The sequence below is a fragment of the Streptomyces sp. MspMP-M5 genome, assembly GCF_000373585.1.
In the GTDB taxonomy this organism is placed as follows: domain Bacteria; phylum Actinomycetota; class Actinomycetes; order Streptomycetales; family Streptomycetaceae; genus Streptomyces.
The window spans coordinates 47556-74348 of record NZ_KB891898.1 but is presented as its reverse complement, the minus strand read 5'-3'; the positions used below and the strand labels follow the sequence as shown (position 1 = coordinate 74348).

Below are 26793 nucleotides of genomic sequence, written 5' to 3'. Positions count from 1 at the left end.
CACGCCTGCACGCCAACGAAAAGAAACCGGACCGCCTTCCGACGGTCCGGTTCTTGATCCCGGTGGGCGATACTGGGTTCGAACCAGTGACCTCTTCGGTGTGAACGAAGCGCTCTCCCACTGAGCTAATCGCCCGGGTTCCGGCGAGGTTTCCCTCGCGAACGACCTGAACAATACAGGCCGCCAGGCCCTTCCATCAAATTCCGTTCCGGCCTCCTCATCCGCGGGCCAGCCAGGCCGTCAGCCCGCGCCGCCCGGCCCGCATCATCAGCGCGTGGTTGATCCGGAACAGCGGCCGCCCGAACAGCGCCCAGCGCCGCAGCCCCGGCTTGCGGACCTCCACGTCCTGCTCGTACACGGCCCGGGTGCCGCCCTCGCCGGGCACGATCGTCCACCGCGCCCAGCCGGCCAGGTCCCCGCGCATCGCGATCTCCAGCACCCCGGCTCCCGGGTCCCGCCGGGTCTCGGTCACCACCACGACCAGGTCGTACGGCAGGAAGGACCGGAAGCGCGCGAGGCCGCTGCGGTCGTCGAGCGGGGCGACCTCGCGCACCTGCGGCCACCAGCGGGGGTACGCCTCGGCCCGCTCCAGCACCGCATAGACGACGGTGGGCGGGGCGTTCAGCAGCCAGACGCTGCGGAAGTGGTAGCGGTGCAGACGGCACGGCCGGCGTGACGTGTCGGGCATGATCCCAGTGTGCGCCCCACCGCGCCGGGAACGGCCCAACAACCGCGAAAGCCCGGAGACTTGAGTCTCCGGGCCGTCGTCCGGGGTGGGCGATACTGGGTTCGAACCAGTGACCTCTTCGGTGTGAACGAAGCGCTCTCCCACTGAGCTAATCGCCCGGGCGCACCGCCAACATTACCGCACGTCGGAGGCGCTTCCGACCACGGCGGCAGGCCCGGCCGATCTTCGGCGGGCACGGTCCGGCCGGCCTCGCACCCTCGTCCGCACACCGAGGCCCGGAGCCCGGCACGCCGAGCCGACGGAGATCACCGCGAAGCGCTCCCCGCTCCATTACTCTGCGTATTCGTGCTGTCTACACAACGGACATGATCCGCTGTCCGAAATACCGCCGGGGACGATCACGCAATCCGCCGTAAGAGGTATCTGAAGCCACCCAAAACCGGCAGAGGGGTTTACAACGGCACCGTAGGTGGCATGTCGATTTCGCCGACGTGCGAATCCCCGAGCGCACACTGAGCGAAAGGCCCTGGCGCTTATGAACACCACGGTCAGCTGCGAGCTGCACCTGCGCCTCGTTGTGTCGAGCGAGTCCTCACTGCCTGTACCCGCGGGCCTGCGGTATGACACGGCCGATCCGTATGCCGTGCACGCCACCTTCCACACCGGAGCCGAGGAGACGGTCGAGTGGGTCTTCGCCCGCGACCTCCTCGCGGAGGGCCTGCACCGGCCCACGGGCACCGGAGACGTCCGCGTCTGGCCGTCCCGGAGTCACGGGCAGGGCGTAGTCTGCATCGCCCTGAGTTCCCCGGAGGGGGAAGCCCTTCTGGAGGCCCCGGCGCGGGCGCTGGAATCCTTCCTGAAGCGCACGGATGCCGCCGTACCGCCCGGTACGGAGCACCGACACTTCGATCTCGACACCGAGCTCTCCCACATCCTGGCGGAGAGCTGAGACGCAGGACGCACACTTTCCGCATCCACCCGCTCACACTTGCGACCGTCCGACTCGGGGAGACGGCGCAGGACCGACAAGTTCACACGGCACACTTCGGCGCCGTCGCCGCGGACCCACCGCGGGGACGGCGCCGAGGCTTGTCCCAGGCGCTAGAGTCGGCGACCATTCGCCAACGACACCGGGGCGGCGCCGGCCGACCCCACCCGGCCAGGGAGCGGAACCGTGCTGATCACCCATGACACCCGGTGCGCGCTGGACGCCGTCGTCGACCTGCTGAACACCGCGCCCGAGGGGGACTCCCCCGGCGCCCCGGACAGCCTGACCGACCTCGCGACGCTCGCGGAGTTCGTCCGGCGCAACAAGGTCAGCGACGTGGGCTCCCTCGGGCCGGACGACCTGGCGGCCGTGCGAGCCGTCCGGGCGCACTTCGCGGAGGTCTTCGCGGCCGGCGACGACCGCACCGCGGCCGCCCGGCTGAACACGCTGGTGGCCTCGGCGGGCACCACCCCGCAGCTGACCGACCACGACGGCTACGACTGGCACGTCCACTACTTCGCTCCGGGCGCCTCGGTCGCCGACCACCTCGCCGCGGACGGCGGGATGGCGCTGGCCTTCATCCTCGTCGCCGGGGAACGCGAGCGGCTGCGGCGCTGCGAGGCACCGGACTGCCGGCACGCCTTCGTCGACCTCTCCCGCAACCGCTCGCGGCGCTACTGCGACAGCCGGACCTGCGGGAACCGGCTGCATGTCGCGGCGTACCGCGCACGGCGGCGGGAAGCGGCGGGCTGAACGACGGCCGGCGCCGGGCACCCGGCGGGTGCCGGTTGCCCCTACGCCGCTGTCGGACCGCCCTGTGCGGGGCGTCAGAGGATGTAGAGGTCGTGTACCGCGCCTAGGAGGAGCAGCAGGCCGATCACGGCCAGGAAGAGCATCAGCGGCGGCTGGGACAGCGCGAACAGGCAACCGCGGGGCTCGGGGGACGTGGCGTCGTCTTGGGCGAGGGCGCACTCATCGTTCATCTCGCGCGCATCATCGCGCAGATGATCGGCCCGGAACCCGCAATGGGCCGCTCAGCAGCGGGAGTTCATCAGATCCCGTGCTTTTTCAGGATCGCTTCGATGTCCGAGAAGTCATCCTTGGGAGCGCTGCCCGAGGCCGGGGCCGCCGTGCTCCCGGGGGCCTTGCGGCCGGAACCGAGGGAGGGCACCGAGGCGGCCGGCGCCACCGCCGGGGCCTCGGAGGCCGCCGCGGCCCGGCGCTCCTTGCGGCCGGATATGCCGCGGCGCCGCTCCGCCAGCCGGCTGATCATGAACAGCACCACGGAGAGCGCCAGCACCCCGAATCCCGCCCAGACCGTGGGCTTGAAGACGATGCTGGTGACCCAGTCGACGACGCCCGTCATGACCAGGCCGACCGGGATCAGGGAGAAGGCGGCGATCCGGGTCGCGGCCAGGAAGCGCTTGCGATAGGCGGTCAGCGCGGCGATGCCCAGGCCCGCTGCCGAGACCGCGGCACAGATCGTCGAGGTCAGCATCCGGTCCTCCTGCCGGTCGAAGGGGCGAGCGGGCGTTCCGCGCTCCCCTCCATCCTGCCCCCTCCGGCCCCGCACAGGCCATGTCCCGGCCAGGACCTCAGGGAGATCTCCGGGTCACCCTCCTCCTCAGGTCCGGGTTCCTCCCCAGGCCGGCGGGCTGGAAGACTGGCCGTATGAACGACGCCGCCGCCTCCGGCCCCACCCGTCCCGTCCGCCCCGCCCGTCCCGTCCTCGACGTGTGGTGCGACCTCCAGTGCCCCGACTGCGCCACCGCCCTGGGCGACGTCCGGGCGCTGCGCGAGCGCTTCGGCGACCGGCTGGAGATCCGGCTGCGGCACTTCCCGCTGGCCAAGCACAAGCACGCCTACGCGGCGGCCCAGGCGGCCGAGGAAGCGGTGGAACAGGGCCAGGGCTGGCCGTACGTCGAGGCGGTGCTGGCCCGCACCGAGGAGCTCGGCAGGCGCGGCGAGAAGGTGCTGCTGGACGTCGCCGCGGAGCTCGGGCTGGACGCCGAGGAGATCGACACCGCCCTCGTCGACGGCCGGCACCTGCTGACCGTGGACGCGGACGGGGCCGAGGCCAAGGCGATCGGGGTCACCGGCACCCCGACGTACGAGATCGGCGGCGAGCGGCTGGACGGCGGCCAGAGCCAGGAGGGCCTGCGGGCCCGGATCGAGGAGATCGCCGAGCGGCTGCTGGCCGACCAGGACGCCACGGCGGGCTGAGCCCTGTCGGCCCGGCGGCTCCGGCCGGGCCCGTACGAGACGGCGGGCCGGTCGGCGGACGCGTCAGAGGATCGGCTTCCACAGCCGGTACGCCGTGGGCCGGTAGCCCAGCGAGCGGTACAGGCCCAGCGCCGGGGCGTTGCCGGCCTGGACGTTGAGCGCCAGGGAGGAGCGGCCCGCGGCCAGGGTCTCGCGCTCGGCGACGAGCATCAGGCTGCGGCCGTGCCCCTCACCGCGGTGCCCGGGCGCCACCCGCACGTCCATGACGTAGCCGCCGGCCTGCCCGGGGAGCCGCAGGGCCAGCCACAGCGTGCCGACGTCGGTGCCCTCGTGGGCGAGGATCCGCAGTACGTGGCCGGGGGTGGCCGCGCCCTCGGGGAGCAGCGCGTCGTGCTCGGCGGGCACGGTCTCCTCGGCGCGTTCTTGGGACATCCCCTGGGCGGTCTGCTGCCGGACCCGCTCGGCGATCGCGGCCGCCCGCCAGGCCGGGTACCCGGCCTCGTCCAACGGCCGGTCGGCGCTGCCGTCGGGGAGCCCGCCCGGGCGGGTCAGGACCCGGGCCAGGATGCGGCCGCGTTCGGTGTAGCCCAGGGCCGCCGAGAGCCGTACCGCGGCCTCGGCCTCGACGGGCACGGTCAGTTCGATCTGCCGGCAGCCCCAGCCGCGCAGCACCTCCTCGGCGGCCAGCGCGGCGACCGTGGCGCGGCCGCGGTGCCGGTCCGGAGCCGCCACGCTCAGCGCCTCGATCCGGCCGGCGGTGGGCCCGAACCGGGCGTCGGTGGCCAGCTGGATCCCGCCGACCCGGCGGCTGTTGACGCAGATGTCGTAGGGGCGGGACCGGCGGCCGTCGTCGTGTCGTACTTCGGGGCCCGCGGGGCGCAGCGTAGTGGTCACGAGGACTTTCTACTCGCCCGCCGCGGGCCCGTCACCCTCAGCGCGGATCGAAGTCCGCGGCCGACTCCCGGTCGAAGATCCGCATCGCCTCGGCGGTCACCGGGCCCGGTTCGTCGGCGAGTTGGCGGCCGTCGATCCGGGTCACGGCCTGGACGTCGCGCAGGGTGGAGGTCAGGAAGATCTCCTCGGCGCTCTCCAGGGCGTCCAGCGGCAGGTCGGTCTCCTTGGCGCCCGCCCAGGCGACGGTCAGGGCGCGGGTGATGCCGGCCAGACAGCCGGAGGCCAGCGGCGGGGTGTGCAGTTCGCCGTCGAGGACGACGAAGACATTGGAGCCGGTGCCCTCGCAGAGCGCGCCGACGGTGTTGGCGAACAGCGCCTCGGAGGCGCCCCGTTCACGAGCGCGGGCCAGGGCCACGACGTTCTCGCCGTACGAGGTGGTCTTCAGGCCCGCCAGGGCGCCGCGTTCGTTGCGGGTCCAGGGGACGGTGACGGCGGCGGTGGTGTCCGGGCGGCGGCCGGCCTCGGAGACCGCGATGACCAGGGTCGGGCCGGCCTCGCCGCGGTCCGAGCCGAGCGGGGAGACGCCGCCGGTGTAAGTGATCCGCAGCCGGCCCAGCGCCATCGGGTTGGCTTCCAGGACGGCCGTGCAGCCGCGCCGCACCTCGTCGAGGTCGGGGGCGGGCAGTCCGAGCCCGCGGGCGGAGTGGGCCAGGCGCTCCAGGTGGCGGGTGAGGGCGAAGGCGCGCCCCCGCTCGGCCTTGAGCGTCTCGAAGACCCCGTCGCCGACCGTCAGGCCGTGGTCGAAGACCGAGACCCGGGCGCCGTCGGCGTCCCGTAGTTCCCCGTCGAGCCAGATCTTCATCGCTTGGGTCCTCCGCTCACTTCATGCTCACCGGACGCTACCGCGAGCAGTCGGCGGGCCTTCAACTCGGTCTCGGCCCACTCCCGCTCCGGATCCGAGTCCCAGATGATCCCGGCGCCCGCGCCGAAGCGGAGCACCGGTTCCCCGGGGCCGGCGCGGTCGATCCAGAACGTGCGGATGCCGACGTTGAGCCAGCCGGTGCGACGGTCGGCGTCCACCCACCCGATGCCGCCGCAGTAGGGACCGCGCGGGGCGGTCTCCAGTTCCTCGATGATCCGCAGGGCGCTGGACTTGGGGGCGCCGGTGACCGACCCCGGCGGGAAGGTGGCCGCGAGCAGGTCGGCCCACGCCGTCTTCTCGTGCGCCTCGGCCAGTTCACCGCGCACGGTGGAGACGAGGTGGACGAGGCCGGGGTGTTCCTCCACGGCGCACAGGGCGGGGACGGTGACCGAGCCGGTGGCGCAGACCCGCCCCAGGTCGTTGCGGACCAGGTCGACGATCATCACGTTCTCCGCCCGGTCCTTCTGCGAGAGGTCCGCGGGGGTGCGGCCGGTGCCCTTGATGGGGCCGGACTCCACGGTGCGGCCGTCCCGGCGCAGGAAGAGCTCCGGGGAGGCGGTGGCGATCTCGACGCCGTGAGCGGGCAGGCGCATCGTTCCGGCGTAGGGCGCGGGGTTGCCGCGGGCCAGGACGGCGGAGAGCGCGTCCACGTCGGCGCGCTGCGGGTCGGGCAGCGGTGCGGTCAATACCCGGCAGAGGTTGACCTGGTAGACCGTGCCCGCCGCGATGTGGGTCCGGATGCGCCGGACGCCGTCCGTATAGGCGGCGCGGTCCAGGGAGCTGCGCCAGTCGGCCGGGGCGGGGCCGCGCCAGGCGCCGGGCGCCGGGGCGTCCGCGGCCGTGGCGGGGCGGACGTCCGCGAAGCGGGCGCAGACCACTCCCCCCTCGAAGTCGGCGGTCACCGCCCACCAGCCGGCGGAATCCAGTGCCGCGGGATCGCTGGTCACATCGCGCAGGTCGGTGGCTATCAACCCGCCGAAGCGGGCCATCGGAGCGAAGTCGTGCACGTCAGTGAGTCTATGGCCGGGCCCCCTCGATCGCTCGGGCCGAAGGAGCAGCGCAGCACGCTGCACAAACGCGTTTTTGTACTGGCCCAGGAATCCGCTAAAGTTCAACACGTCGCCGGGACGCGGAAGCGCCCCGGAGGCCAGGGAGCTTCCCGACGTAGTCTGGGAGAGCCACCCGCGGACGTAGCTCAGTTGGTAGAGCACCACCTTGCCAAGGTGGATGTCGCGAGTTCGAGTCTCGTCGTCCGCTCGATGTGGGGGATCATCCCGAGCCCCCCGCACACTCCTGGTGGAGTGGCCGAGAGGCGAGGCAACGGCCTGCAAAGCCGTCTACACGGGTTCAAATCCCGTCTCCACCTCCAAGGACGATTAGCTCAGCGGGAGAGCGCTTCCCTGACACGGAAGAGGTCACTGGTTCAATCCCAGTATCGTCCACTGGCCTGGTCTCACCAGGTCCCCGCGCGATTAGCTCAGCGGGAGAGCGCTTCCCTGACACGGAAGAGGTCACTGGTTCAATCCCAGTATCGCGCACGCAGTACCCGCGGTGCTCTTGCGAGAGCCGCGGTCCCGAGGACGATTAGCTCAGCGGGAGAGCGCTTCCCTGACACGGAAGAGGTCACTGGTTCAATCCCAGTATCGTCCACACCGAACGACAGAGGGCCGGAGCAGCAGCTTCGGCCCTCTGTCGTTGTGCGTGTGCGTTGCGATGGCCAACTCCGCCGTGCGGGCGGGAAGTTCCCGAAAAGCCAGATGGCCGGGCATCTCCCCAGATGCCCGGCCAATCGTGCCGTCCGCCGCACCCCCGTCCCCACGGGGTTTCGGCCGGTAGCCGTCCCGGACCGCTCTTCCGGGACCGGGGCACCCGCTCAGCGCCCCAGCATGCCGGCCACGGACGACGCCTGTGTGACGACGGCCTCCCAGCCGCCGAATACCACGGCCAGGAGGAACGCCAGCGGCAGCACCATGGCGACCGCTATGAGGGGATGGCGCGTGCCGGCGGGCCGGCTTCCGCCGAACGCGGTGGTGGCCCTGCGGCCCCGCGTCCGGAGGGCCGTCCGCCCCGTGCTGTCCGCCATCGCCCCGCTCCTGTCGTGATCCAGGGCGGCGGGCGTCTGACCTCGGGGGACGAGTGCTGCGCCCGCCGCTTGACCTCAAGCCTAGGCGCGCGGCGGTGCCCGGGCGTCATGCCGTCGTACCGCTTGCCGGGCCTCCAGGAGGATGACGGGCAGGGGCCCGGCGTACTCCCCTGGGTGGAGAGAGGCGGGGCGGTGCCCGGAGAGATCCCTGTGAGGGGCGCGGGCGCGGGGATGTGGCGCGCGGGAGGTGCGCAGGCTTGCCGCGGGCGGGAATGCCGAAACGGTGACTTCGATCACTAGGGGATCTGCGGTGCGCAACGGCCCCCGGGACCACGGTGCGGGGCTCACGGGAGGCGGGGTCCGCGCCGATTTCCGCACCTTTCGCTCCGTCAAAGTCCGTTGGGAAAGGGATCATTGGAGGCCGGTGCGGGTAGCGAGGCCGGGGGGCGGGCCGAATTCCCTCCGTGCGACGGGGATCGGGGCGGCCGCCGGTAATCCGGTTGCCGACGCATGCGCGGCCTCTCAGCACAGCGAGCCGTCAATCCGTAAGCTGTGCCACGTCAGACGGTTGAGCGGAGTGGGGCCTCCCCACCGCAGGCAGGGGACGGACATGGCGATGATGCGGCTCCGGCGCGAGGACCCGCGTGTCGTCGGATCGTTCCGACTGCACCGCCGGCTCGGCGCGGGCGGGATGGGCGTGGTCTACCTCGGCTCGGACAAGCGCGGGCAGCGGGTCGCGTTGAAGGTGATCCGGCCGGATCTGGCGGAGGATCAGGAGTTCCGGTCGCGGTTCGCCCGCGAGGTCTCGGCCGCCCGGCGGATCCGCGGCGGCTGCACGGCGCGGCTGGTGGCGGCGGACCTGGACGCCGACCGTCCGTGGTTCGCGACCCAGTACGTCCCCGGGCCCTCGCTGCACGACAAGGTGAACGAGGAGGGGCCGCTCTCCCCCGCGCAGGTCGCCGCCATCGGGGCGGCGCTGTCCGAGGGGCTGCTGGCCGTCCATGACGCGGGTGTGGTGCACCGGGACCTGAAGCCGTCCAACATCCTGCTGTCGCCCAAGGGCCCGCGGATCATCGACTTCGGGATCGCCTGGGCGACCGGGGCCAGCACGCTGACGCACGTCGGCACGGCCGTCGGGTCGCCCGGCTTCCTGGCGCCGGAGCAGGTGCGCGGCGCGGCGGTGACGCCGGCCACCGACATCTTCTCGCTGGGCGCCACCCTCGCGTACGCCTGCACCGCGGACTCGCCGTTCGGGCAGGGCAGTTCGGAGGTCATGCTCTACCGCGTGGTCCACGAGGAGGCGCAGCTGGCCGGGGTGCCGGACGCGCTGGCGCCGCTGCTCGCGGCGTGCCTGGCCAAGGACCCGGCGGACCGGCCCAGCACGCTGTCGCTGTCGCTGCGGCTGAAGGAGATCGCGGCCCGTGAGGCGCACGGGCACTCGGGCGGGGCGTGGGAGAACGCGCCGGGGGGCGAGGACGGCTGGAGCCGCGCGGAGCGGCGGCCGACGGAGCGTCCGACCGGGCGGCGCGCCGAGGAGTACGCGCGGCAGCGGACCGAGCGGGGTACGGGGGGCGCGTCCGCGCCGCGGCCCCGGCCGGCCCGGCCGGCGGGGTCGCGGGACTCGGCGGCGCGGGCTCAGGGTCCGGCGTCGTCGGGTGCCGCCGCGCGGACCGGTGGACGGGCCACGGGGCGGCGGCCGGCTGCGCGGCCCACGGGACGAAACGGTTCGCGTACGCCGGCGCGGACCGGCGCCGGCGGCCGTCGGCCGGGCCCGGACCGGCGGCTGCTGCGGCAGCGCGTGGTGGTGTTCGTGGTGGTGACACTGCTGGTGGCGCTGGGGATCGCGGCGGCCCAGGGATGCCAGGGGCCGACCCGCGGGCTCGGCGGCGAGCGACCGGTGAGTGTGGCGTCGCAGGGGGCCGGGGGCGCGGCTGCCGGTGCGGCGACCGGTGGCGGTGCCCGGCAGCACTGAGGGCACCGGGGCTGGGGCGTGCGAGCGGCACCGTTCATGCGTCCCGTGCGTGTGTCCCGTGCAGCGGGATCCAGGGGCGGGTCGTGAGGACGGCAACGGGACGGAGAGTTGGTTGATGACGAGGCGGCCCGTCCGCTTGCGGGAATCTTGAATCGGTAGCCCCGAGGCCCTCGCCGCCTGCCCGTAAGCCGGTGAATGATTCCGTTCGTGTCATGGACACCCGGTCATTCGACGAAGGCGAGGCATGTCATGAAGATCCGCCGAGGTGTGAGGACGACGGTTGCGGCGCTGGCGTTAGCGGGCGGGCTCACGCTCGCCACGAGCGGGGTGGCCCAAGCTGCCGTCCTCCCGGTCGATCAGCAAACGTGCCAGGAACGCAACGACTTCCTGACCTTCACGGGAGTCAACGGCGTCGACCGGATCTGCTACGCCACCGACGGGAACCCTGGAGACTGGAGAGGCGACATCTGGCACGTGGGGCAGATCTGGTCGGGGCACAACAGCGGGGTTCTCTACTTCAACGAGGGCACCGAAACCGGTAAGTCCACTCCGTTCGGCGCCAATCAGCACTTCTTCTGCAACGACTGCCGCATCACCGGCTTCCACATGGACTGACCCGTCGGGGCGGGGGTTGGCCAGGGCCCGTGGGGTCGGCATCCCTGTCGGGGTGCAGACGGGATGCAGGCTCGTCCGGGGGCGCGGGCCTTAGGGGGTGGGGGAACGGATTCCCTAGGGGGCGGGTGGGCCCCCTGCGGGGCCACAACGTGGAGGGGCAGGGGGCTTATTCCGGTGTCTGGGGAGGGGCCGTGGCCGGTGTCTGGGGAGGGGTGGCGGCCCCTGTGCGGGGAGGGGTGGTGGGCGCCGGGCGGGGAGGGGTGGCGGTGGGCGCCGGGCGAAGAGGGGTGGTGGGCGCTGGGCGGGGTGGGGTGGCGGTGACCGCGTAGAAGGCTACTGCGGCGGCGGCGCCGACGTTGAGGGAGTCGACGCCGTGGGCCATGGGGATGCGGACCCATTCGTCGGCGGCGCGCAGGGCACCCGTGGTCAGGCCGCCGCCCTCCGCGCCGAGCATCAGGGCGACCCGTTCGAGGGCGTGCGGGGCGACCTCGTCGAGGGCTCGGGCGCCGTCCGCCGGGGTCAGCGCGAGCAGGCTGAAACCCGCCTCCCGGACGACGGCCAGGTCACGCGGCCAGCTCTCCAGGCGGGCGTACGGGACCGAGAAGACCGCGCCCATGGAGACCTTCACCGAGCGGCGGTAGAGCGGGTCGGCGCAGTCCGGGGAGAGCAGCACCGCGTCCATGCCGAGGGCCGCGGCGCTGCGGAAGATGGCCCCGATGTTGGTGTGGTCGTTGACCGCTTCCATGACCGCGATCCGGCGGGCGCCGGCGAGGAGTTCGGCGACCGCGGGCAGCGGCTTGCGCTGCATGGAGGCGAGGGCGCCGCGGTGCACGTGATAGCCCGTCACCCGCTCGGCGAGGTCCGGGCTGACGGCGTAGACCGGGGCCGGGACCTCGTCGATGACATCGCGCATCGCATCGACCCACTTGGCCGAGAGCAGCATGGAGCGCATCTCGTAGCCGGCGTGCCGGGCGCGGCGGATGACCTTCTCGCCCTCGGCGATGAAGAGCCCTTCGGCCGGTTCGCGGCGGCGCCGCAGCTCGACGTCGGTGAGGCCGGTGTAGTCGCCCAGCCGCGGGTCGTCCGGGTCATCGACGGTGATGATTTCTGCCACGGGGAGATAGTGCCTTGTCGGAGTCGAGGAGACTGGGCCGGGGAGCGGTTCCGGTCAGTGGGCCGGGGTGGCGGGGGCGGCGGGGGTGAGGCCGACGACGTCGCCGATGACGATGACGGCCGGCGGGCGGACGCCCTCGGCGCGGACGGTCTCGCCGAGGGTGGCGAGGGTGGCGTCCACGCGGCGCTGGGCGGCGGTGGTGCCCTCCTGGACGACGGCGGCCGGGGTGTCGGCGGGTCGGCCGCACTCTATGAGCTTGGCGGCGATGGCGCCGCTGTTCTCCACTCCCATCAGGACGACGAGGGTGCCGCGGAGCGCGGCCAGTGCGGGCCAGTCGACCAGGGAGCGCTCGTCGTCGGGGGCGACATGGCCGCTGACGACGGTGAACTCGTGGGCGACGCCGCGGTGGGTGACGGGGATGCCGGCGGCACCGGGGACCGAGATGGTGCTGGAGATGCCGGGGACGACGGTGCAGGGGATGCCGGCGTCGGCGAGTGCCTGGGCCTCCTCCATGCCGCGGCCGAAGACGAACGGGTCGCCGCCCTTGAGGCGGACCACGGCCTTGCCGGCCTTGGCGTGCTCGATCAGGGCGTTGTTGATCGCCTCCTGGGCCATGAACCGCCCGTAGGGGATCTTGGCGGCGTCGATGACCTCGACGTGCGGCGGGAGTTCGGCGAGCAGATCGCGCGGGCCGAGCCGGTCGGCGATGACGACGTCGGCCTCGGCGAGCAGGCGCCGGCCGCGGACGGTGATCAGGTCGGGGTCGCCGGGGCCGCCGCCGACCAGCGCCACGCCGGGGGTGTGCGGGCGGCGGTGGTGCGGGGCGGCGATGCTGCCGTCGCGCAGGCCCTCGACGATGGCGTCGCGGACGGCGGCGGAGCGGCGCGGGTCGCGGCCGGTGAGGACGGCCACGGTGACGCCCTCGCTGCGGCCGGTGGCCGGGGTCCAGGCGGTGGCGGCCTCGGCGTCGTCGGAGCGGACGGCCCAGATGCGGCGCTCCTCGGCCTCCTGGGAGGCGGCGGCGTTGGCCTCGGGGTCGTCGGTGGAGATCAGCGCGTACCAGGCGCCGTCGAGGTCGCCGGGGCGGTAGCGGCGACGCTCCCAGCGGAGTTCGCCGGCGTCGGCCATCGCCTCGACGGAGGCGGTGGCCGACGGGGAGACCAGCAGGACGTCGGCGCCTGCGGCGAGGAGTGCGGGGAGGCGGCGCTGGGCGACCTGGCCGGCGCCGAGAACGACCACACGGCGGCCGGACAGCCGCAGTCCGACGGGGTAGGCAGCGGGTTCGGCGACGGGCTCGGCCATGGCGGGGTGGCTCCTTGTGCGGTGATGCGAGTTCGACGACCGTTCAGTCGCTGCGACGCCGGAGCGGCTGAGGGGTGGTACGGCCCTACCGGGACGTACACCCCGGCCCACAGCCTATGAGGCTGCGGGCCGGGGGTCATGCGGGGGCGGCCCGGTCTTCGGGCCGGGCCCGGTGTCAGCTCTTCTCGGTGACTCCGGCGGAGTCGAAGGTGGCGACCTCGTGCATGGCGCGGGCGGCGCTCTGCACGACGGGCAGCGCGAGCAGTGCGCCGGTGCCCTCGCCCAGCCGCAGGTCGAGGTCGACCAGCGGGCGCAGGCCGAGTTTGTTGAGGGCCGCGACATGGCCGGGTTCGGCGCTGCGGTGGCCGGCGATGCAGGCGGCCAGCGCCTCGGGGGCGATGGCCCGGGCCACCAGGGCGGCGGCTCCGGCGCTGACGCCGTCCAGGATCACCGGTGTGCGCAGCGAGGCGCCGCCGAGGATCAGACCGATCATGGCCGCGTGCTCCAGGCCGCCGAGGGCGGCGAGGACGGTGATCGGGTCGGCCGGGTCGGGCTGGTGGAACTCCAGGGCGCGGCGGACGACCTCGACCTTGCGGGCGTGCGTCTCGTCGTTGATGCCGGTGCCGCGGCCGGTGACCTCGGCCGGGTCGACGCCGGTGTAGACGGCGATCAGGGCGGCCGAGGAGGTGGTGTTGGCGATGCCCATCTCGCCGGTCAGCAGCGCCTTGTTGCCGGCCGCGACGAGGTCCCGGGCGGTCTCGATGCCGACCTCGATGGCCTTGAGGGCCTCGTCCTGGGTCATCGCCGGGCCCTGGGTGAAGTCGGCGGTGCCGGGGCGGACCTTGCGGGGCAGCAGGCCGGGGGTGGAGGGGAGGTCGCCGGCCACACCGACGTCGACCACGCAGACCTCGGCGCCGACCTGGTTGGCGAAGGCGTTGCAGACCGCTCCCCCGCCCAGGAAGTTGGCGACCATCTGGCCGGTCACCTCCTGGGGCCAGGGGGTCACGCCCTGGGCGTGCACGCCGTGGTCGCCGGCGAAGATCGCGACCGCGGCCGGCTCCGGGATCGGCGGCGGGCACTTCCGGGACAGGCCGCACAGCTGCGCGGAGATGATCTCCAGCATGCCCAGCGCGCCGGCCGGCTTCGTCATCCGCTTCTGCCGCTCCCACGCCTCGCCGAGCGCCTTGGCGTCCAGCGGGCGGATGCCGGCGAGGGTCTCCTGGAGGAGGTCGTGCGGGTCTTCGCCGGGCAGGGCGCGGCGGCCGTAGGTCTCCTCGTGGACGACCCAGGAGAGCGGGCGCCGCTTGGACCAGCCGGCCTGGAGCAGCTCGGGCTCGTCCGGAAACTCGTCGACGTAGCCGACGCAGAGGTAGGCGACGATCTCGAGGTGTTCGGGCAGGCCCAGTTCGCGGACCATCTCGCGCTCGTCGAAGAAGCTGACCCAGCCGACGCCCAGGCCCTCGGCGCGGGCGGCCAGCCAGAGGTTCTCGACGGCGAGCGCGGAGGAGTACGGGGCCATCTGCGGCTGGGTGTGCCGGCCGAGGGTGTGCCGGCCGCCGCGGGTGGGGTCGGCGGTGACGACGATGTTGACCGGCGTTTCGAGGATGGCCTCGATCTTCAGCTCGCGGAACTGCTTGGCCCGGGCCTTGGGCAGCGACTTGGCGTAGGCGTCGCGCTGCCGCATGGCCAGTTCGTGCATCTTGGCGCGGGTGTCGTCCGACCGGATGACGACGAAGTCCCAGGGCTGGGAGTGGCCGACGCTGGGGGCGGTGTGGGCCGCCTCCAGGACGCGCAGCAGGACGTCGTTGGGGATCGGGTCGGGGCGGAAGCCGTTGCGGATGTCGCGGCGTTCGCGGATGACGCGGTGGACGGCGGCGCGCTCGTCGTCGTCGTAGCCGGGTGCGGGGGCCGTCGCGGGCGCGGCGGCGGGGGCCTCGGCCGGGTGCGCTTCGTCGCCCTCGGCGTGCTCGACGAACTGGGCGTCGTCCTGCTGGTGCGGGAGGGCGTCGGCCTCGGCCGGGGCGGGCCCGGCCGGAACGGCGTCGGTGGCGGCCGCGGGGGCCTGCGGTGCCTGGTCGGCGGCGGGCTCCTGCGGGGCGGGCACCGGCTCGGCGGTCTCCTGGGCGGGGATCTGCGGGGCCGCCGCCTCGGGCTGGACGGGAGCCTCCTCGGCGGGCCCGGGCTCCTGCCCGGCGGGCGCGTCGGCGGCCTGCGGGGCGGGGTCCTCGGCCGACTCGGCGGCAGGCGCGGGCTGTTCGTCCTCGGGGGCGGGCTGCGGGGCCTCCGCCTCCGGGGCGGGCTGCGGGGCCGCGGCGTCCTCGGGGGCGGCGGCCTGCTGCGGGGCTCCGGTGTCCTGCGGCTGCGTCTCCGCCTCTATGACGGGCTGCTGGGGCGCCTCCTCGGGGGCCGGCGGGGCGTCGGCGGCCTGGGCGGCCGGCTCGGCTTCGGGGGCGGTGGCGCCCTCGGCCGGGACGACCTCGGCGGCCGGGGCGGCGACCTCGGCGGTTTCGACGGGCTGCGGCTCCGTGGCCTGCTCCTCGGCGGCGGGCTGCTCGGGCTGCGCCGCGGGGGCGGCAGGGGCGGGCTCCGTGGGGGCCTCCGGGGCGGGCTGCGGGGCCGCGGCCTCGGCCCGCGGCTGGTCCGTCGTCGGGGCCTGGGCCGGGGCGTCGGGCGCCGGCTGCCCGGCGGGCTGTGCGGCGGCGGGCTGGGCCGCGTCCTGCGGGGCCTGGGCCGCTTCGACGGGGGCCTCCGCCGGCTCCGGCTGCGGGGCGGCGGCCTCGGGGGTCGCGGGAGCGTCCTCCGGTGCCGGCGCCTCGGGCTGCTGGGGCGCGGCCTCGGGGACGGCCTGGGCCGCGGCGGGAGCGTCGGCGGCCGGCTGCGGGGCCGCGGCGTCCGGAGCGACGGCCTGTTCGGGCGCGGTCTGCTGGGCAGCGGCCTCCGGAGCGGGGGCCGCCGCGGTCGCGACCGTCGTGGCCTCGGGGGCCGCCGCGGTGGCGCCCTGCGGCTGCTCGGCCGCGTTCTCCGGCGCCGGAGCCTGGTTCTGGGGCTGGGCCGGTGCCTGGGCCGCGGCCTCCTGGGCGTTCTCGCCCGGCTGCGCGACGACGGGGGCGGCGGTGCCGTCCTCGGCGGGCGCCGCGCCTTCGGCGGTCGTCGCCACGGGCTGCGGCTGCTGCCCGGCCGGTGCCTGGTCGGCCGGTGCCTGCTCGGCGGACAGTGCGGCGGGCGGCTGTTCGGCGGGCAGTCCGCCCTCCTGGGCGGGCGGCTGGGCCTCGGGCGCGACCGTTTCCGCGCCGCCGGTCCCGGCGACGGGGGCGGCCGGCCCGGCCGTCGGCTCCGCGACGGGCGTCGCTGCGCCCTGGGTGGACGTCTCGCCCCACGGCTGCGCCTGGGCCGGTGTGTGGGACGGGATCTCGCCCAGCTGCGGGCCCGGCAACGGGCCCTGGCCGGCGGCCCCGTAGGACTGCTCGGCGTACGTCTGGCCTTCGTAGGGCCGCTGGCCGTACGGCACCGCCGCGGGCTGCTGCTCCTGCTGCGCGGCCGCCGCGGGGACGCCCTCCGGGTGCGGCTGGGCGGGCGCGGCCTGGGTCTGCGCGGCGGCCGCCCCGTCGTCGGCCGGCTGGACACCGGTGGGCTGCGGCTCGACCGGCTGCGCTGCGTTGGTCTGCGCGACGTTGCTCGGCGCGGTGTTGGTCTGTGCGACGTTGGCCTGCGCGGCGTCGGGCTGCTCGTCGGGGAGCGGGACGGCCTGCGGGGTCTCGGCCGGGACGTCGAGGTATTCGGGGGCGCCGGCCGGCGGGGCGGGCTGCCGGGCGGCCTGCTGGGGTGCCGCGGCGGGCCCGCGGTCGGCCAGCGAACGCACCACGCCGCCGGTCGCCTCGGGGACCGGCGGGCCCATGTGGAGCGGGCGGCGGGGTGCGGCCGCAGCGTGGGCGCGGGCCTGCGGGGGGACGGTGGGCTGCGGGGCGCGGACGGCGCCGAGGTCGACGGAACCGGAGTCCCGGCCGCCGGTCTCGTGGTCGCCGGCCGGGGCGTAGCCGGCGGCGGGGTCGAACGGCGCGGTCTGCTGCGGCGGTACGGCCTGCGGCTGGGGCAGCGGCTGGGCGGGCGGCGGTTGCTGGGCGCCCTGTTCGCTCCAGGCGCCCTGGGTACCGGGCATCAGCAGGTCGTCGTCCTCGACGGTGCCGTCGGCCGGGCCGAGGTAGGGATAGTCGCCCGGGTGCTGGGTGGGTCCGGCGTCGGCAGGGGTGGGAACGGCCGGCGGCTGCCCGCGGTGTCCGCCTGCGTTCTCCGGCTGTCCCTGACCCGGGACCTGGCCGGTGTCGGTCATGCGTACCCCTCGCCCACTGCTAGTGCTCCTTCCACGCGCTCGTGCGACGCGCCGACCGGTGCGCACCGACGCCCCGATAGCGAGAACGAGCGAGCACGCCTCCCGGCACGTCCGCACTCAAGTGCTTCATTTTCGTCCAAAACCACGGCAATTTCCGGATATTGGTGTACGAAGCCGAACGCGGAACGGCGGCGCAACGATCCGCCAGCCTACCCCGCGCGGGCGGCCTTCCTGGTCACGGGTGAGGAACGCGATAGCCGCTCAGCAAAAAGACCACAGAGCGTTCACGTTCGACCCAAGCGGAAGTGTCGAGTTCCACGGACTGCAGCAGTGCGCACTCGACTTCGTAGCCGCCGTCGGCGAGTGCGCGGCCGAGCGTCTCGGCCTCGTCGCGGGTCGCGGCGTGGGTGACGATCCGTTCGGGGCGGCGGGCCGCGCAGGCGGTGACCACGTCCGCTCCCCCGGCGCCGATGCGCACCACGTCGGGCTCCGGGAGGTCCTCCAGGATCTGTGGCGCGCGGCCGTGCACGGACTGGAGTTGGACGCCGTGCCGGCGGGCCAGGGCGGCGGCGCGGTCGCAGGCGTCGGCGTCGGCGTCGACCGCGATGACCGCGGCGCCGAACCGCGCGGTCTCGACCGCGGCCGCGCCGCTGCCCGACCCGATGTCCCAGACCAGGTCGCCCACCCGCGGCCCGAGGCGGGCGAGTTGGGCGGTGCGCAGCTGGACGGACTCGCCCTCGCCGAGCGCGCCGCCGTAGGCGCGGTTCGGAAGTCCCCAGCCGCGCGGGCCCGTCGGGTGGCCGGCGGCGTTGCCGGGGGTTCCGGCGATCCAGCCGGTGCCCTGGGCGGCGGCTCCGGACGGCGAACCGCCCACGACGATGACGACGTTGGGGTCGCGCCAGACGTGGTCGGCGACCTTGTCGGATGTGAGGACCGTCACCCGCTCCCGTTCGGTGCCGAGGTCCTCGCAGATGACGAAGGTGCGGTGCACGCCTTCGAGGAGGAGGGCGAGTTCGGCGGGTCCGGCGCCGGGCGAGGTGAGCACCGCGACCTTGGGGTGGGCGCGGCAGACGTTGACCGCGCGGCGCAGGTCGCGGCTGTGGGCGACGACGACCTGGGCGTCGTCCCAGGGCATGCCGGCCCGGGCGAAGGCGGCGGCGACGGAGGAGACGGCCGGCACCACCTCGACCTCCAGGCCGTGTTCGGGGGCGCGCAGGGTGCGGACGACGCCGAAGAAGCCGGGGTCGCCGTCGGCGAGGACGACGGCGGTGCCGCGGTGCTGGGCGATCCGGCGGGCGGCCAGGGCGAGGCTGCCGAGCCGGATGCGTTCGGCGGCCGGCGGGACCTCGGGCAGTGCGAGGTGGTGGGCGGCGCCGGCGACGAGGGTCGCGGCGCCGAGGGCGGAGCGGGCGGCGGCGGTCAGCGGAGAGCCGTCCCATCCGATCACCGTGACCCGGTCGGCCATACTCGTCAGTCTCCTGGGGGGGGAAGGTGCGGTTCCGGGGGCGGTCGGGGGGTGCGGTGGCCCGCCGTCCGGGGGTGCTGCGGGGTGCCGGTCCGCGCTGGTCGGGGCGGTCCCGGGCGGCGTCCGGCAGGCCGAGGGTACCCCGGCGGCCGCGGACGGGAGGTGCGCTGGTGGTCAGTTCCACTCGGGGTAGGCGAAACCGGTCGCGCCGGCCGTCTGGCCGGGGAGTCCGTCGAGGTCCTCGGGGAGCAGGCTCCAGACGATCTGGTCCGTGCGGAGGTCGGTCCAGGTGCCGTCGTCCGCGCGGGTCCGGGCTATGCAGGCGTTGCGCAGCACTCCCTCGCTGATGCAGCCGATCTTCTGGGCGACCTGCTGGGAGGCGGTGTTGCCGGCGGCGGTGCGCAGTTCCAGGCGCTCGAACTTCTGGTCCTCGAAGAGCCAGCGGGCGGTGGCCAGGGCCGCCTCGGAGGCGTAGCCCTCGCCGCGGGCCCAGCAGGCGACGATGTAGGAGATCTCGGTGGAGCGGACCCGCCAGTCGGTGTTGCCGAGCTGGACGATGCCGACCAGGCGCTGGGTGAGGAACTCGGTGACCGCGAGGTCGAGGCCGCGTCCCGCGATGCGTTCGGTGGGCGCGTGACGGGTGATCCAGTGGCGGGCGGCGTCCTCGGTGTAGGGCTGGGGCACCGCGGTCCAGGCGGCGACCAGTTCGTCGTTCATCATCGCGGCCAGGGCGGGGATGTCGTCCTCGTCGAGCGGGCGCAGCACCAACCGGTCCGTGCTGAGGGAGATGTCCGGAAAGGTGGATGTCATGCCGATGCTCCAACGCCGTTGACTGGGGTGCTCCGGGGCGTCGCGGGCCGTCTGCGCCGCGAGGCCGGGAACGGTCCTGACCGTCTTGAATGCACCAGCATGCAGCATCGGCGCAGGGGCGTGCCACGCGCCCGGGCCCCGGCCGCGCGGGTGGGCGCGACCGGGGCCCGGGTCCGGGCCCGCCCGCCCGCGAAAGGGGCCGGGCGGCGGGGCGTCAGCTCTTGACCGGGCCGAAGGCCGCGATGACCGAGCCGTCCTTGTAGGTGTTCTCGATGAACTTCTTGACCTCGTCGGAGTTGAGGAGCTTGGCGAGCTTCTTGATCCGCGGGTCGTTCTCCTTGCCCTGCTTGACGGCGAGGAAGTTGGCGTAGGGGTTGCCCTGCGCCTTCTCCAGGGCCAGCGCGTCGGTGGAGGGCTTGAGCTTGGCGCCGACGGCGAAGTTGCCGTTGATGACGGCGGCGTCGACGTCGGTGAGGTGGGGCGCGGTCTGGGCGGCCTCCAGCTCGGTGATCTTGATGCCCTTCTTGTCCGTGACGTCGGTCAGCGTGGCGTCGGAACCCACGCCCGGCTTGAGGGTGATGACGCCGTTGTCGGCGAGCAGCTTGAGCGCGCGGCCCTCGTTGGACGGGTCGTTGGGGACCGAGACGGTGGAGCCGGGCTTGAGCTCGGAGAGCTTGTGGATCTTCTTGGAGTAGACGCCCAGCGGCTCGATCTCGACGTTGACGACCGGGACGACGTGGGTGCCGTTCTCCTTGTTGTAGGTGTCCAGGAACGGCTTGTGCTGGAAGAAGTTGGCGTCGACCTCGCCGTCGTCGGTGACCTTGTTGGGCAGCTTGTAGTCGTTGAACGTCTTCACGACCAGCTTGAGGCCCACCTGCGGCGCCAGCTTCTCCTTGACGTAGTCGAGGATCGTGGCGTGCGGGGTGGGGCTCGCGGCGATGACGAGCGGGGCGTTCTTGTCGCTGCTCGCGGAGGTGTCGGAGGGGGCGCTGCACGCGCTCGCGCCGAGGGCGACGGCAAAGGCGGCGGCTACGGCCACGGTGATCTTGAGGGTGTTACGCACGAAGAGTGCCTCTTTCCTGTGCACACGGGGTTCCGTGTGGGCTGCGCCCGGCAAAGGGTCCGGGCTTCCGGGGTGCGGGGGACGCCGGTGGCTGGTGGGGTCAGGCGGCCTCGGTGACCGGGGCCGGCTCCTCGGTGCGGGCCCGGCGCAGGCCGACCCGCAGGGAGGAGGCGCGGGCGCCGCGGCGGGCGAGCCGGCGGACGATCAGATCGCCCAGGAGCTGGGCGACGGTGACGATGACGATCAGCTCGACCACGGTGATGATCATGAGCGAGGTCTCGTACCGGAGATAGCCGTAGTTGTAGGCGAGGGCGCCCAGCCCGCCGCCGCCGACCGCGCCGGCGATCGCCGAGTAGCCGATCAGCGTGATGACGGTGGTGGTGACGGCGGCGACCAGCGCGGGCAGCGCCTGCGGGAGCAGCACCTTGAAGATGACGGTCCAGGTGCCGCCGCCCATCGCCTGCGCCGCCTCGACCAGGCCGTGGTCGACCTCGCGCAGCGCGGCCTCCACGAGGCGGGCGAAGAACGGGATGGCCGCGATGGTGAGCGGGACCACCGCGCCGGTCGGGCCGATGGCGACGCCGACGAGGAGGCGGGTCAGCGGCATCAGCACCACGATCAGGATCAGGAACGGGAAGGACCGCCCGATGTTCGCGATCGCGCCGAGGACCTTGTTCACCGCGACGTTCTGGAGCATGGCGCCGCGGTCGGTCAGGTGCAGCAGGACGCCGACCGGGATGCCGACGAGGACCGCGTAGAACGTGGACCACCACACCATGAAGAGGGTGTCGAGGGTGGCGTCGGAGAGCAGCGGCTGCATGTCGTGCCAGCTCACTGGGCACCTTCCTTCCGGAGCGGGGCGGCGGTCGCCGGGACGGTGTCCTCGCCGACGACATCCACCTGGAGGCCCTGCTCGCGCAGGAAGCCGATGGGGACGACGTTGTCCTCGAAGCGGCCGGGCAGTTCGATCCGCATCCGGCCGACCTGCTTGCCGCCGACGGTGTCCATGGCGGCGCCGAGGATGGAGATGTCGACGTTGTAGGTGCGGGCCAGCTCGGAGATCACCGGGCGGGTGGCGGCCGCGCCGTGGAAGGTGACGTCGACGACGGTGCGGTCCTCGGCGGAGGGCTCGCCGCCGACCGGGAACAGCTCGCGGGCCAGCTCGGAGCCGGGGGTGGCGAGGAGTTCGGCGACGGTGCCCTGTTCGACGACCCGGCCGCCCTTCATCAGCGCGGCGGAGTCGCAGATGGTCTTGACGACGTCCATCTCGTGCGTGATGAGGACGACGGTCAGGCCGAGCTGCCGGTTGAGGTCGCGCAGCAGCTGGAGGATGGAGCGGGTGGTCTCGGGGTCGAGGGCGCTGGTGGCCTCGTCGGAGAGGAGCACCTTGGGGTCGCCGGCCAGGGCGCGGGCGATGCCGACGCGCTGCTTCTGGCCGCCGGAGAGCTGGGCGGGGTACGCCGTGGCCTTGTCGGCGAGGCCGACCAGGTCCAGCAGCTCCAGCGCCTTGCGGGCGCGGTCGCCGCGGCCCACCTTGAGGATCTCCAGCGGCAGTTCGACGTTGTCCTGGACGGTGCGCGAGGACAGCAGGTTGAAGTGCTGGAAGACCATGCCGATGTGGCTGCGGGCGGCGCGCAGGGCGGCGCCCGCGCGCAGTCCCCGTCCGCCGAGGGCGGTGAGGTCCTGGCCGGCCACGGTGACCGTGCCGGAGGTGGGGCGCTCCAGGAGGTTGAGGCAGCGGATGAGGGTGGACTTGCCGGCGCCGCTCTGGCCGATGACGCCGTACACCTCGCCCTCTCGGACGTGCAGATCGACGCCGTCCAGGGCGGTGACCTCGCGGCCTCCCGACCGGTAGACCTTGGTCAGGCCCGTTGTGGTGATCACAGGGAATTCCGTCACTGTCGAGTGCTCGGTGGCTGGCCCACCGGGCACGGGGCATGCTGGCGAGTGCGGCAGGGGGGAAACGGGGAGCCGCGGTGGGCGCGGGGCCCGGCTCCGGGTTCCGGTGACGCGGGGCGGCCGGGGGCGCCGGGGGGCGGCGTTCGGCTCATGAGGGGGTCCCCCGGCTCCATCAGAGCTTGGGGGAAGGGTCTCGCTTCGGGGCGCGAGGCACAGGCGGGGGCCCTCAGCGGTCACACATTCGACACATGCGACGAGCACCGGGCGCGGTGAACGCCTCGGTCGCGGGGGTGCGGCGGCTCGTCGTGGTCATGGCGGTCAGTAAACCAGACAGCGGTATGGCCCGATCAAGCCTGTCCGCATACCGGACAGCGCCGCCCGCCCCATGGACCGCGGGCCGCCGGGCCGGATGATCCCGGCCGGGCGGGCGTGGCCTGCGCCGATGCCGTCGGCGGGGCACCGGCGCGGCGACGGGTGGGGCGCACCGGCGCGGGGCGGCTGTGGCCAACACCACGGCCGCCGGGCGACGGCGGGGCCGGGCGCGGTGGCCGGCCCGGCGCCGATTAGCATCGGGCCCATGCCCCACAACCCCACGGCGCGCGGCCGCCGCCCCGCCCGGAGGCCGCGGTGATCGATGCGCTGACGCTCGCGGTCGGCGTGGCCGCTCTCGCGCTGGCCGCCTGGTGCGGCTTCGCCGCGTACCGCAACGAGCCCACCAAGGACTGGCACTTCATCGGCATGGCCGTGGTGTCCCTGCTGGCCGTGGTCCAACTGGTCGTCGCGTTCGTGCAGTTGGCGCGCGGGCAGTCCCCGGACAAGGGGACCGCGCTGTTCCTGGCGTATCTGCTCGGGGCGGCCGCGTGCGTCCCGGCGACCGGGTTCATGTCGCTCTCCGAGCGGACCCGGTGGGGTTCGGCCACCGTCGCCGCGGGCTCCGTGGTGCTGGCCGTTCTGGAAGTACGGCTCTTCGACATCTGGGGAGGCGGCAGTGCCTGAGACTGCCCCGAAGTCCTCGGCGGCCGGTGCCGCCGAGGCGACCGTCGACCGGGATCCGACCACGAGGCTGGGCGCGGGCCCGGGGCGGCTGCTGGTCACCGTCTACGGCGTGTTCACCGTGGCCGCCGCGTCCCGCTCGCTCTACCAGCTGATCGCCCAGTTCGACCGCGCCCCGCTGGCGTACCTGCTGTCGGCGGTCTCCGCGCTGGTCTACGGCTTCATCACGGTCTCGCTGGTGCGCGGCGGCGAGGGGGCCCGGCGGGCGGCGGTGGTCTGCTGTGCGCTGGAGCTGCTCGGGGTGATCGGCATCGGTGCCTGGACGGTGGTGGACCCGGCGGCGTTCGCGGACTCCACGGTCTGGTCGTACTTCGGCATGGAGTACCTCTTCATCCCGATCGCGCTGCCGGTCACCGGGCTGCTGTGGCTGCGCCGGAACCGCACGGCGGCGGCGTAGGGCACGGGGAAAGATCCGGGCCCGCCCTGTGCGCGGGCCCGGTCCGCTGTCATGAGGCGGGGGTCAGCTCCTTCTCCAGTGTGACCAGGTTGAGCCGGCGGGTCAGCTGCTCGGTGCCGACGGGGGCGTAGCCGTGGCTGCGGTAGAGCCGGAGGGTGCCCTCGCTGCGGTCGCCGGTGAAGAGGCGGTAGCGGGTGGCGGAACGCTCCTGGGCCAGCCGCTGCTCGACGGCGGCCAGCAGCCGCCCGCCGAGCCCGTGCCGCTGGAGCCGGGGGTGCACGATCAGCTTGCCGATCTTCGCCGTGCCGTCGGCGTCGACGGTGCCGCGCACCGAGCCGACGACCTCCCGGCCGAGTCTGGCCACCATGACGCAGCCCTCGGCGAGTTCGGCGCGCAGCGAGTCCAGGGTCTGGGTCAGCGGCTCGATGCCGTAGTCGTCGTAGAGCGCGGCCTCGGTCTGGTAGCAGAGGTACTGGAGTTTGAGGATCTGCTCGGCCTCGTCGTCGGTCGCCGTCGAGATGGTCACGCTCGTGCCCATGCCTGTCCGCCTCCCCATTCGGTTCCATGTGCGCTGCGTTCAAAGTGCGCTGCGGTTCGCTGTCCGCTTCCGGACTCCCCGGTATACGGCAGCGGCAATCTCCGCCGGAGGCATTCTGCGGGGGCATAGGGGACAAGCGGAACGGACCGGCGCCAAGCTCCCCTGTGACATTCCCAACTCGGATGAGTACGGGGGCGGGTGGCCGGGCGCCGGTCCGTAAGGCGCGGCGTCAGTGCCGGCGGAACTCCTGTGCGGCCAGCACCGCGGTGTCCGGGTTGTCGGAGAACAGGCCGTCGATGCCGGTGGCGAAGAGCGCCTTGAAGTACGCGAGCGAGTTGCCGTAGTCGCCCGGGTTCTTGCCGACCTGGAAGTCCAGCGGCAGGAAGCTGTTCTCGTTCCGCACGGTGTACGGGTGGACGACCAGACCGGCGGCGTGCGCGTCGCGGACCAGGGTGGTGGGCTTGCCGAGCTTGCCCTTGGCGTCCTGCGCGATGATCTGCGGCAGCCAGGGGCCGATGCCCTGGGCGAGGCCGGCGATCCACTTCAGTCCCTCGGGCTTGAGCAGGTCGGCGGTGGTGCGCGGGTCGCCGGCCTCGACGAAGTCCGCGGGCCGGACGGACGGCTCGTCGAGCAGGACGACCTTCGGGCACTGCACGCCCAGTTCGCCGAGCCGCTTGAGGCTGCTGGGCTCGAAGGACTGCAGGAAGTTCGGGGCGTGCGCGGTGTGCCGGCCGTAGCGGCGCAGCAGCTTGGCGAGCCGCTCCTCCAGGCCCAGGCCCAGCTTGCGGAAGTAGGTGGGGTGCTTGGTCTCGATGTGCAGCCAGACCGGGCGGCCGCGCTCGCGCCCCTTCTTCTCGGCCCACTGCAGGGCCTCTTCGAAGGTGAGGACGGGCCAGACGCCGTTGTAGAGGGTGTTGTGCTGGCGCACGTCCGGTATGCGCTCCTTGGCGCGCAGCGTCTTGATCTCGGCGAGCGTGAAGTCCTCGGTGAACCAGCCGGTGATCTTCTTGCCGTCGATGGTCTTGGTCGTCCGGCGGCCGGCGAACTCCGGGTGCTGCGCGACGTCGGTGGTGCCGCTGATGTCGGGCTCGTGGCGCAGGATCAGGTGCCCGTCCTTGGTGGGGACGAGGTCACCGGCCTCGATGACGTCCGCGCCCATCGCGAGGGCCAGTTCGTAGGAGCCCAGGGTGTGTTCGGGACGGTAGCCGCTGGCGCCCCGGTGGCCGACGACCAGCGGGACCGGCAGCTTCTCCGGCCGCCCGGCGGGTGCCGGCCGCTTCGTCCGGCCCGCCGGGGCGGCCGCCTGTGCCTCTCCCGCGCCGGCCAGTACCGCCGCTCCGCCCAGGGCCGCGGCTCCCAGTACCGTCCGCCGTCCCGGCTCGTGCCGCTTCTCCATGCCCGCGCTCCTCGTTCTGCGTCGTGTGCCCCGGTCGGCCCGGTGATGTTCCGGGCGTTCCGGGACGTTCCGGTGTATCAAGGTGTCCCGCGAGGCGTGTGCCCACCTCTCCCGGGACGGCACTGATCGTAAGCACGGACGGGTGATGTCGGCGAGACGTGCAGGGATACCGTGCGGAACATGGAAGTAACGCATGTCAACTCTGCGTATCGGCCCGGTGAACCCGATGTGCGCGCCGGAGTGACCCGCGAGTATGGTCCTGGGCTGCAGAGCGCTGCGCCGCCCTGAACCTGACCACCACGACCCGGAGGGCCTGTTGTCCCGCATTGTGCTGAAGGCGATCCTCGGACTTCTGATGCGCGTCCTGTTCCGCCCGAAGGTCGAGGGCATCGAGCGGATTCCGGAGACCGGCCCGGTCATCATGGCCGGCAACCACGTCACCTTCATCGACTCGATCTTCCTGAGCCTGGTGGTCAAGCGCCCGGTGTTCTTCATCGGCAAGGACGAGTACGTCACCGGCAAGGGGATCAAGGGCCGGCTGATGGCCTGGTTCTTCACCACCGCCGGAATGGTCCCGGTGGACCGCGACGGCGGGCACGGCGGGGTGGCGGCGCTGATGACCGGCCGGCGAATCCTGGACGAGGGCCACGCCTTCGGCATCTACCCGGAGGGCACCCGCTCCCCCGACGGCCGCCTGTACCGCGGCCGGACCGGTGTCGCCCGCCTCGCGCTGATGACCGGCGCCCCGGTCGTCCCGTTCGCCATGATCGGCACGGACAAGGTGCAGCCCGGCGGCAAGGGCCGCCCGCGTCTCGCCCCGGTGACCGTGCGGTTCGGTGCGCCGCTGGACTTCTCGCGGTACGAGGGCATGGACCGGGACCGCTACGTCCTGCGGGCGGTCACCGACGAGGTGATGAGCGACGTCATGGAGCTGTCCGGCCAGGAGTACGTGGACGTCTACGCCACCAAGGCCCGCGCCGCCTGACCCTCCCCGCACATGGCGAGAGGCCTCGTTCGCAAGTCGGACGGGGCCCCTCGTCGTTG

General features: G+C 73.6%; 24 protein-coding genes, 7 tRNA genes and 1 pseudogene. 13 read left to right on the top strand and 19 right to left on the bottom strand.

Annotation, left to right across the window (positions count from 1 at the left end; genetic code table 11):
• Positions 1-63: 63 nt before the first annotated feature.
• The 3 genes from B073_RS0121940 to B073_RS0121930 all read right to left on the bottom strand — a co-directional run bounded on the left by B073_RS0121940 (position 64) and on the right by B073_RS0121930 (position 846).
• Positions 64-135: transfer RNA gene (locus tag B073_RS0121940), tRNA-Val, on the bottom strand.
• An 82-nt stretch (positions 136-217) separates the two neighbouring features.
• Positions 218-688, bottom strand: coding sequence for an SRPBCC family protein (locus tag B073_RS0121935; protein ID WP_018540227.1), 471 nt, complete (start codon positions 686-688; stop codon positions 218-220).
• An 86-nt stretch (positions 689-774) separates the two neighbouring features.
• Positions 775-846 (bottom strand) — tRNA-Val (locus B073_RS0121930).
• Between the two features lie 377 nt (positions 847-1223).
• On the opposite strand from B073_RS0121930, the gene B073_RS0121925 reads away from it, so the two are divergent.
• Both B073_RS0121925 and B073_RS0121920 read left to right on the top strand, forming a co-directional pair.
• Complete coding sequence (locus B073_RS0121925; protein WP_003959770.1) at positions 1224-1637, top strand: SsgA family sporulation/cell division regulator; 414 nt, start codon at positions 1224-1226, stop codon at positions 1635-1637.
• Positions 1638-1862: 225 nt separating this feature from the next.
• Positions 1863-2429 carry a CGNR zinc finger domain-containing protein gene (locus B073_RS0121920; RefSeq protein ID WP_018540226.1) on the top strand — a complete coding sequence of 189 codons (567 nt, stop codon included), beginning with the start codon at positions 1863-1865 and terminating at the stop codon, positions 2427-2429.
• 74 nt (positions 2430-2503) lie between these two features.
• Here the strand turns inward: B073_RS0121920 and B073_RS47240 are convergent, their stop codons facing one another.
• Positions 2504-2659, bottom strand: a complete 156-nt coding sequence (locus B073_RS47240) for a hypothetical protein (protein WP_018540225.1) — start codon at positions 2657-2659, stop codon at positions 2504-2506.
• A gap of 68 nt (positions 2660-2727) precedes the next feature.
• Positions 2728-3174 (bottom strand): hypothetical protein, encoded by a 447-nt coding sequence (locus B073_RS0121910; RefSeq protein ID WP_018540224.1) that lies wholly within the window; start codon positions 3172-3174, stop codon positions 2728-2730.
• Between the two features lie 173 nt (positions 3175-3347).
• On the opposite strand from B073_RS0121910, the gene B073_RS0121905 reads away from it, so the two are divergent.
• Complete coding sequence (locus B073_RS0121905) at positions 3348-3899, top strand: DsbA family protein (RefSeq protein ID WP_018540223.1); 552 nt, start codon at positions 3348-3350, stop codon at positions 3897-3899.
• A 63-nt stretch (positions 3900-3962) separates the two neighbouring features.
• Here the strand turns inward: B073_RS0121905 and B073_RS0121900 are convergent, their stop codons facing one another.
• Genes B073_RS0121900 through B073_RS0121890 form a run of 3 tightly spaced genes read right to left on the bottom strand, consistent with a single transcriptional unit; the run spans position 3963 to position 6722 of the window.
• Positions 3963-4793, bottom strand: coding sequence for a GNAT family N-acetyltransferase (locus tag B073_RS0121900; RefSeq protein WP_018540222.1), 831 nt, complete (start codon positions 4791-4793; stop codon positions 3963-3965).
• Positions 4794-4830: 37 nt separating this feature from the next.
• The gene (locus tag B073_RS0121895; RefSeq protein WP_018540221.1) at positions 4831-5655 is read right to left on the bottom strand and encodes an aminotransferase class IV; all 825 of its coding nucleotides are present in this window, start codon (positions 5653-5655) and stop codon (positions 4831-4833) included.
• Complete coding sequence (locus tag B073_RS0121890; RefSeq protein WP_018540220.1) at positions 5652-6722, bottom strand: chorismate-binding protein; 1071 nt, start codon at positions 6720-6722, stop codon at positions 5652-5654. The genes B073_RS0121895 and B073_RS0121890 overlap by 4 nt, the downstream gene beginning before the upstream one ends.
• Positions 6723-6899: 177 nt before the next feature.
• Here B073_RS0121890 and B073_RS0121885 point away from each other — a divergent pair.
• The 5 genes from B073_RS0121885 (at position 6900) to B073_RS0121865 (ending at position 7365) form a co-directional block, all read left to right on the top strand.
• Positions 6900-6972: transfer RNA gene (locus tag B073_RS0121885), tRNA-Gly, on the top strand.
• A 38-nt stretch (positions 6973-7010) separates the two neighbouring features.
• Positions 7011-7084: transfer RNA gene (locus tag B073_RS0121880), tRNA-Cys, on the top strand.
• A 1-nt stretch (position 7085) separates the two neighbouring features.
• Positions 7086-7157, top strand: a tRNA-Val gene (locus B073_RS0121875).
• A gap of 24 nt (positions 7158-7181) precedes the next feature.
• Positions 7182-7253 (top strand) — tRNA-Val (locus tag B073_RS0121870).
• A 40-nt stretch (positions 7254-7293) separates the two neighbouring features.
• Positions 7294-7365: transfer RNA gene (locus tag B073_RS0121865), tRNA-Val, on the top strand.
• 223 nt (positions 7366-7588) lie between these two features.
• Here B073_RS0121865 and B073_RS0121860 read toward each other — a convergent pair.
• The gene (locus tag B073_RS0121860; RefSeq protein ID WP_018540219.1) at positions 7589-7798 is read right to left on the bottom strand and encodes a hypothetical protein; all 210 of its coding nucleotides are present in this window, start codon (positions 7796-7798) and stop codon (positions 7589-7591) included.
• Between the two features lie 610 nt (positions 7799-8408).
• Between B073_RS0121860 and B073_RS0121855 the strand changes: the two genes are divergently transcribed.
• Entirely contained in the window at positions 8409-9770 is a 1362-nt protein-coding gene (locus tag B073_RS0121855; protein ID WP_018540218.1) for a serine/threonine protein kinase, read from the top strand.
• 249 nt (positions 9771-10019) lie between these two features.
• Positions 10020-10385 (top strand): hypothetical protein, encoded by a 366-nt coding sequence (locus tag B073_RS0121850; protein WP_158690175.1) that lies wholly within the window; start codon positions 10020-10022, stop codon positions 10383-10385.
• Between the two features lie 304 nt (positions 10386-10689).
• On the opposite strand, the pseudogene B073_RS0121845 reads toward B073_RS0121850, so the two are convergent.
• The 8 genes and pseudogenes from B073_RS0121845 to B073_RS0121810 all read right to left on the bottom strand — a co-directional run.
• Positions 10690-11499 (bottom strand): annotated as a pseudogene (locus B073_RS0121845) (TrmH family RNA methyltransferase); the annotation flags it as partial.
• Positions 11500-11553: 54 nt separating this feature from the next.
• Positions 11554-12801, bottom strand: coding sequence for a uroporphyrinogen-III C-methyltransferase (gene cobA, locus B073_RS0121840; protein ID WP_018540215.1), 1248 nt, complete (start codon positions 12799-12801; stop codon positions 11554-11556).
• 175 nt (positions 12802-12976) lie between these two features.
• Complete coding sequence (gene cobT / locus B073_RS0121835) at positions 12977-17128, bottom strand: nicotinate-nucleotide--dimethylbenzimidazole phosphoribosyltransferase (RefSeq protein WP_018540214.1); 4152 nt, start codon at positions 17126-17128, stop codon at positions 12977-12979.
• 235 nt (positions 17129-17363) lie between these two features.
• Positions 17364-18593: a precorrin-6y C5,15-methyltransferase (decarboxylating) subunit CbiE gene (gene cbiE, locus B073_RS0121830; RefSeq protein ID WP_018540213.1), complete on the bottom strand. Its 1230-nt coding sequence runs from the start codon at positions 18591-18593 to the stop codon at positions 17364-17366.
• A 174-nt stretch (positions 18594-18767) separates the two neighbouring features.
• A complete protein-coding gene (locus B073_RS0121825; RefSeq protein WP_018540212.1) occupies positions 18768-19403 on the bottom strand; it encodes a GNAT family N-acetyltransferase in 636 nt (211 codons plus the stop codon).
• Positions 19404-19617: 214 nt separating this feature from the next.
• Positions 19618-20466, bottom strand: coding sequence for a MetQ/NlpA family ABC transporter substrate-binding protein (locus tag B073_RS0121820; protein ID WP_026247598.1), 849 nt, complete (start codon positions 20464-20466; stop codon positions 19618-19620).
• 100 nt (positions 20467-20566) lie between these two features.
• Positions 20567-21301: a methionine ABC transporter permease gene (locus tag B073_RS0121815; protein ID WP_018540210.1), complete on the bottom strand. Its 735-nt coding sequence runs from the start codon at positions 21299-21301 to the stop codon at positions 20567-20569.
• On the bottom strand, positions 21298-22350 hold the full coding sequence (locus B073_RS0121810; protein WP_018540209.1) for a methionine ABC transporter ATP-binding protein: 1053 nt from the start codon (positions 22348-22350) through the stop codon (positions 21298-21300). The genes B073_RS0121815 and B073_RS0121810 overlap by 4 nt, the downstream gene beginning before the upstream one ends.
• Before the next feature lie 642 nt (positions 22351-22992).
• Here B073_RS0121810 and B073_RS0121805 point away from each other — a divergent pair.
• Together B073_RS0121805 and B073_RS0121800 are read left to right on the top strand one after the other, a co-directional pair.
• Complete coding sequence (locus B073_RS0121805; RefSeq protein WP_018540208.1) at positions 22993-23361, top strand: hypothetical protein; 369 nt, start codon at positions 22993-22995, stop codon at positions 23359-23361.
• Positions 23354-23815 carry a hypothetical protein gene (locus tag B073_RS0121800; protein WP_018540207.1) on the top strand — a complete coding sequence of 154 codons (462 nt, stop codon included), beginning with the start codon at positions 23354-23356 and terminating at the stop codon, positions 23813-23815. The genes B073_RS0121805 and B073_RS0121800 overlap by 8 nt, the downstream gene beginning before the upstream one ends.
• A gap of 49 nt (positions 23816-23864) precedes the next feature.
• Here B073_RS0121800 and B073_RS0121795 read toward each other — a convergent pair whose 3' ends face one another.
• Together B073_RS0121795 and B073_RS0121790 are read right to left on the bottom strand one after the other, a co-directional pair.
• Positions 23865-24353, bottom strand: a complete 489-nt coding sequence (locus B073_RS0121795; protein ID WP_018540206.1) for a GNAT family N-acetyltransferase — start codon at positions 24351-24353, stop codon at positions 23865-23867.
• A gap of 229 nt (positions 24354-24582) precedes the next feature.
• Positions 24583-25749 carry a glycerophosphodiester phosphodiesterase gene (locus B073_RS0121790; RefSeq protein ID WP_018540205.1) on the bottom strand — a complete coding sequence of 389 codons (1167 nt, stop codon included), beginning with the start codon at positions 25747-25749 and terminating at the stop codon, positions 24583-24585.
• A 316-nt stretch (positions 25750-26065) separates the two neighbouring features.
• Here B073_RS0121790 and B073_RS0121785 point away from each other — a divergent pair, with 316 nt between their 5' ends.
• Complete coding sequence (locus B073_RS0121785; protein WP_026247597.1) at positions 26066-26734, top strand: lysophospholipid acyltransferase family protein; 669 nt, start codon at positions 26066-26068, stop codon at positions 26732-26734.
• Positions 26735-26793 lie beyond the last annotated feature (59 nt).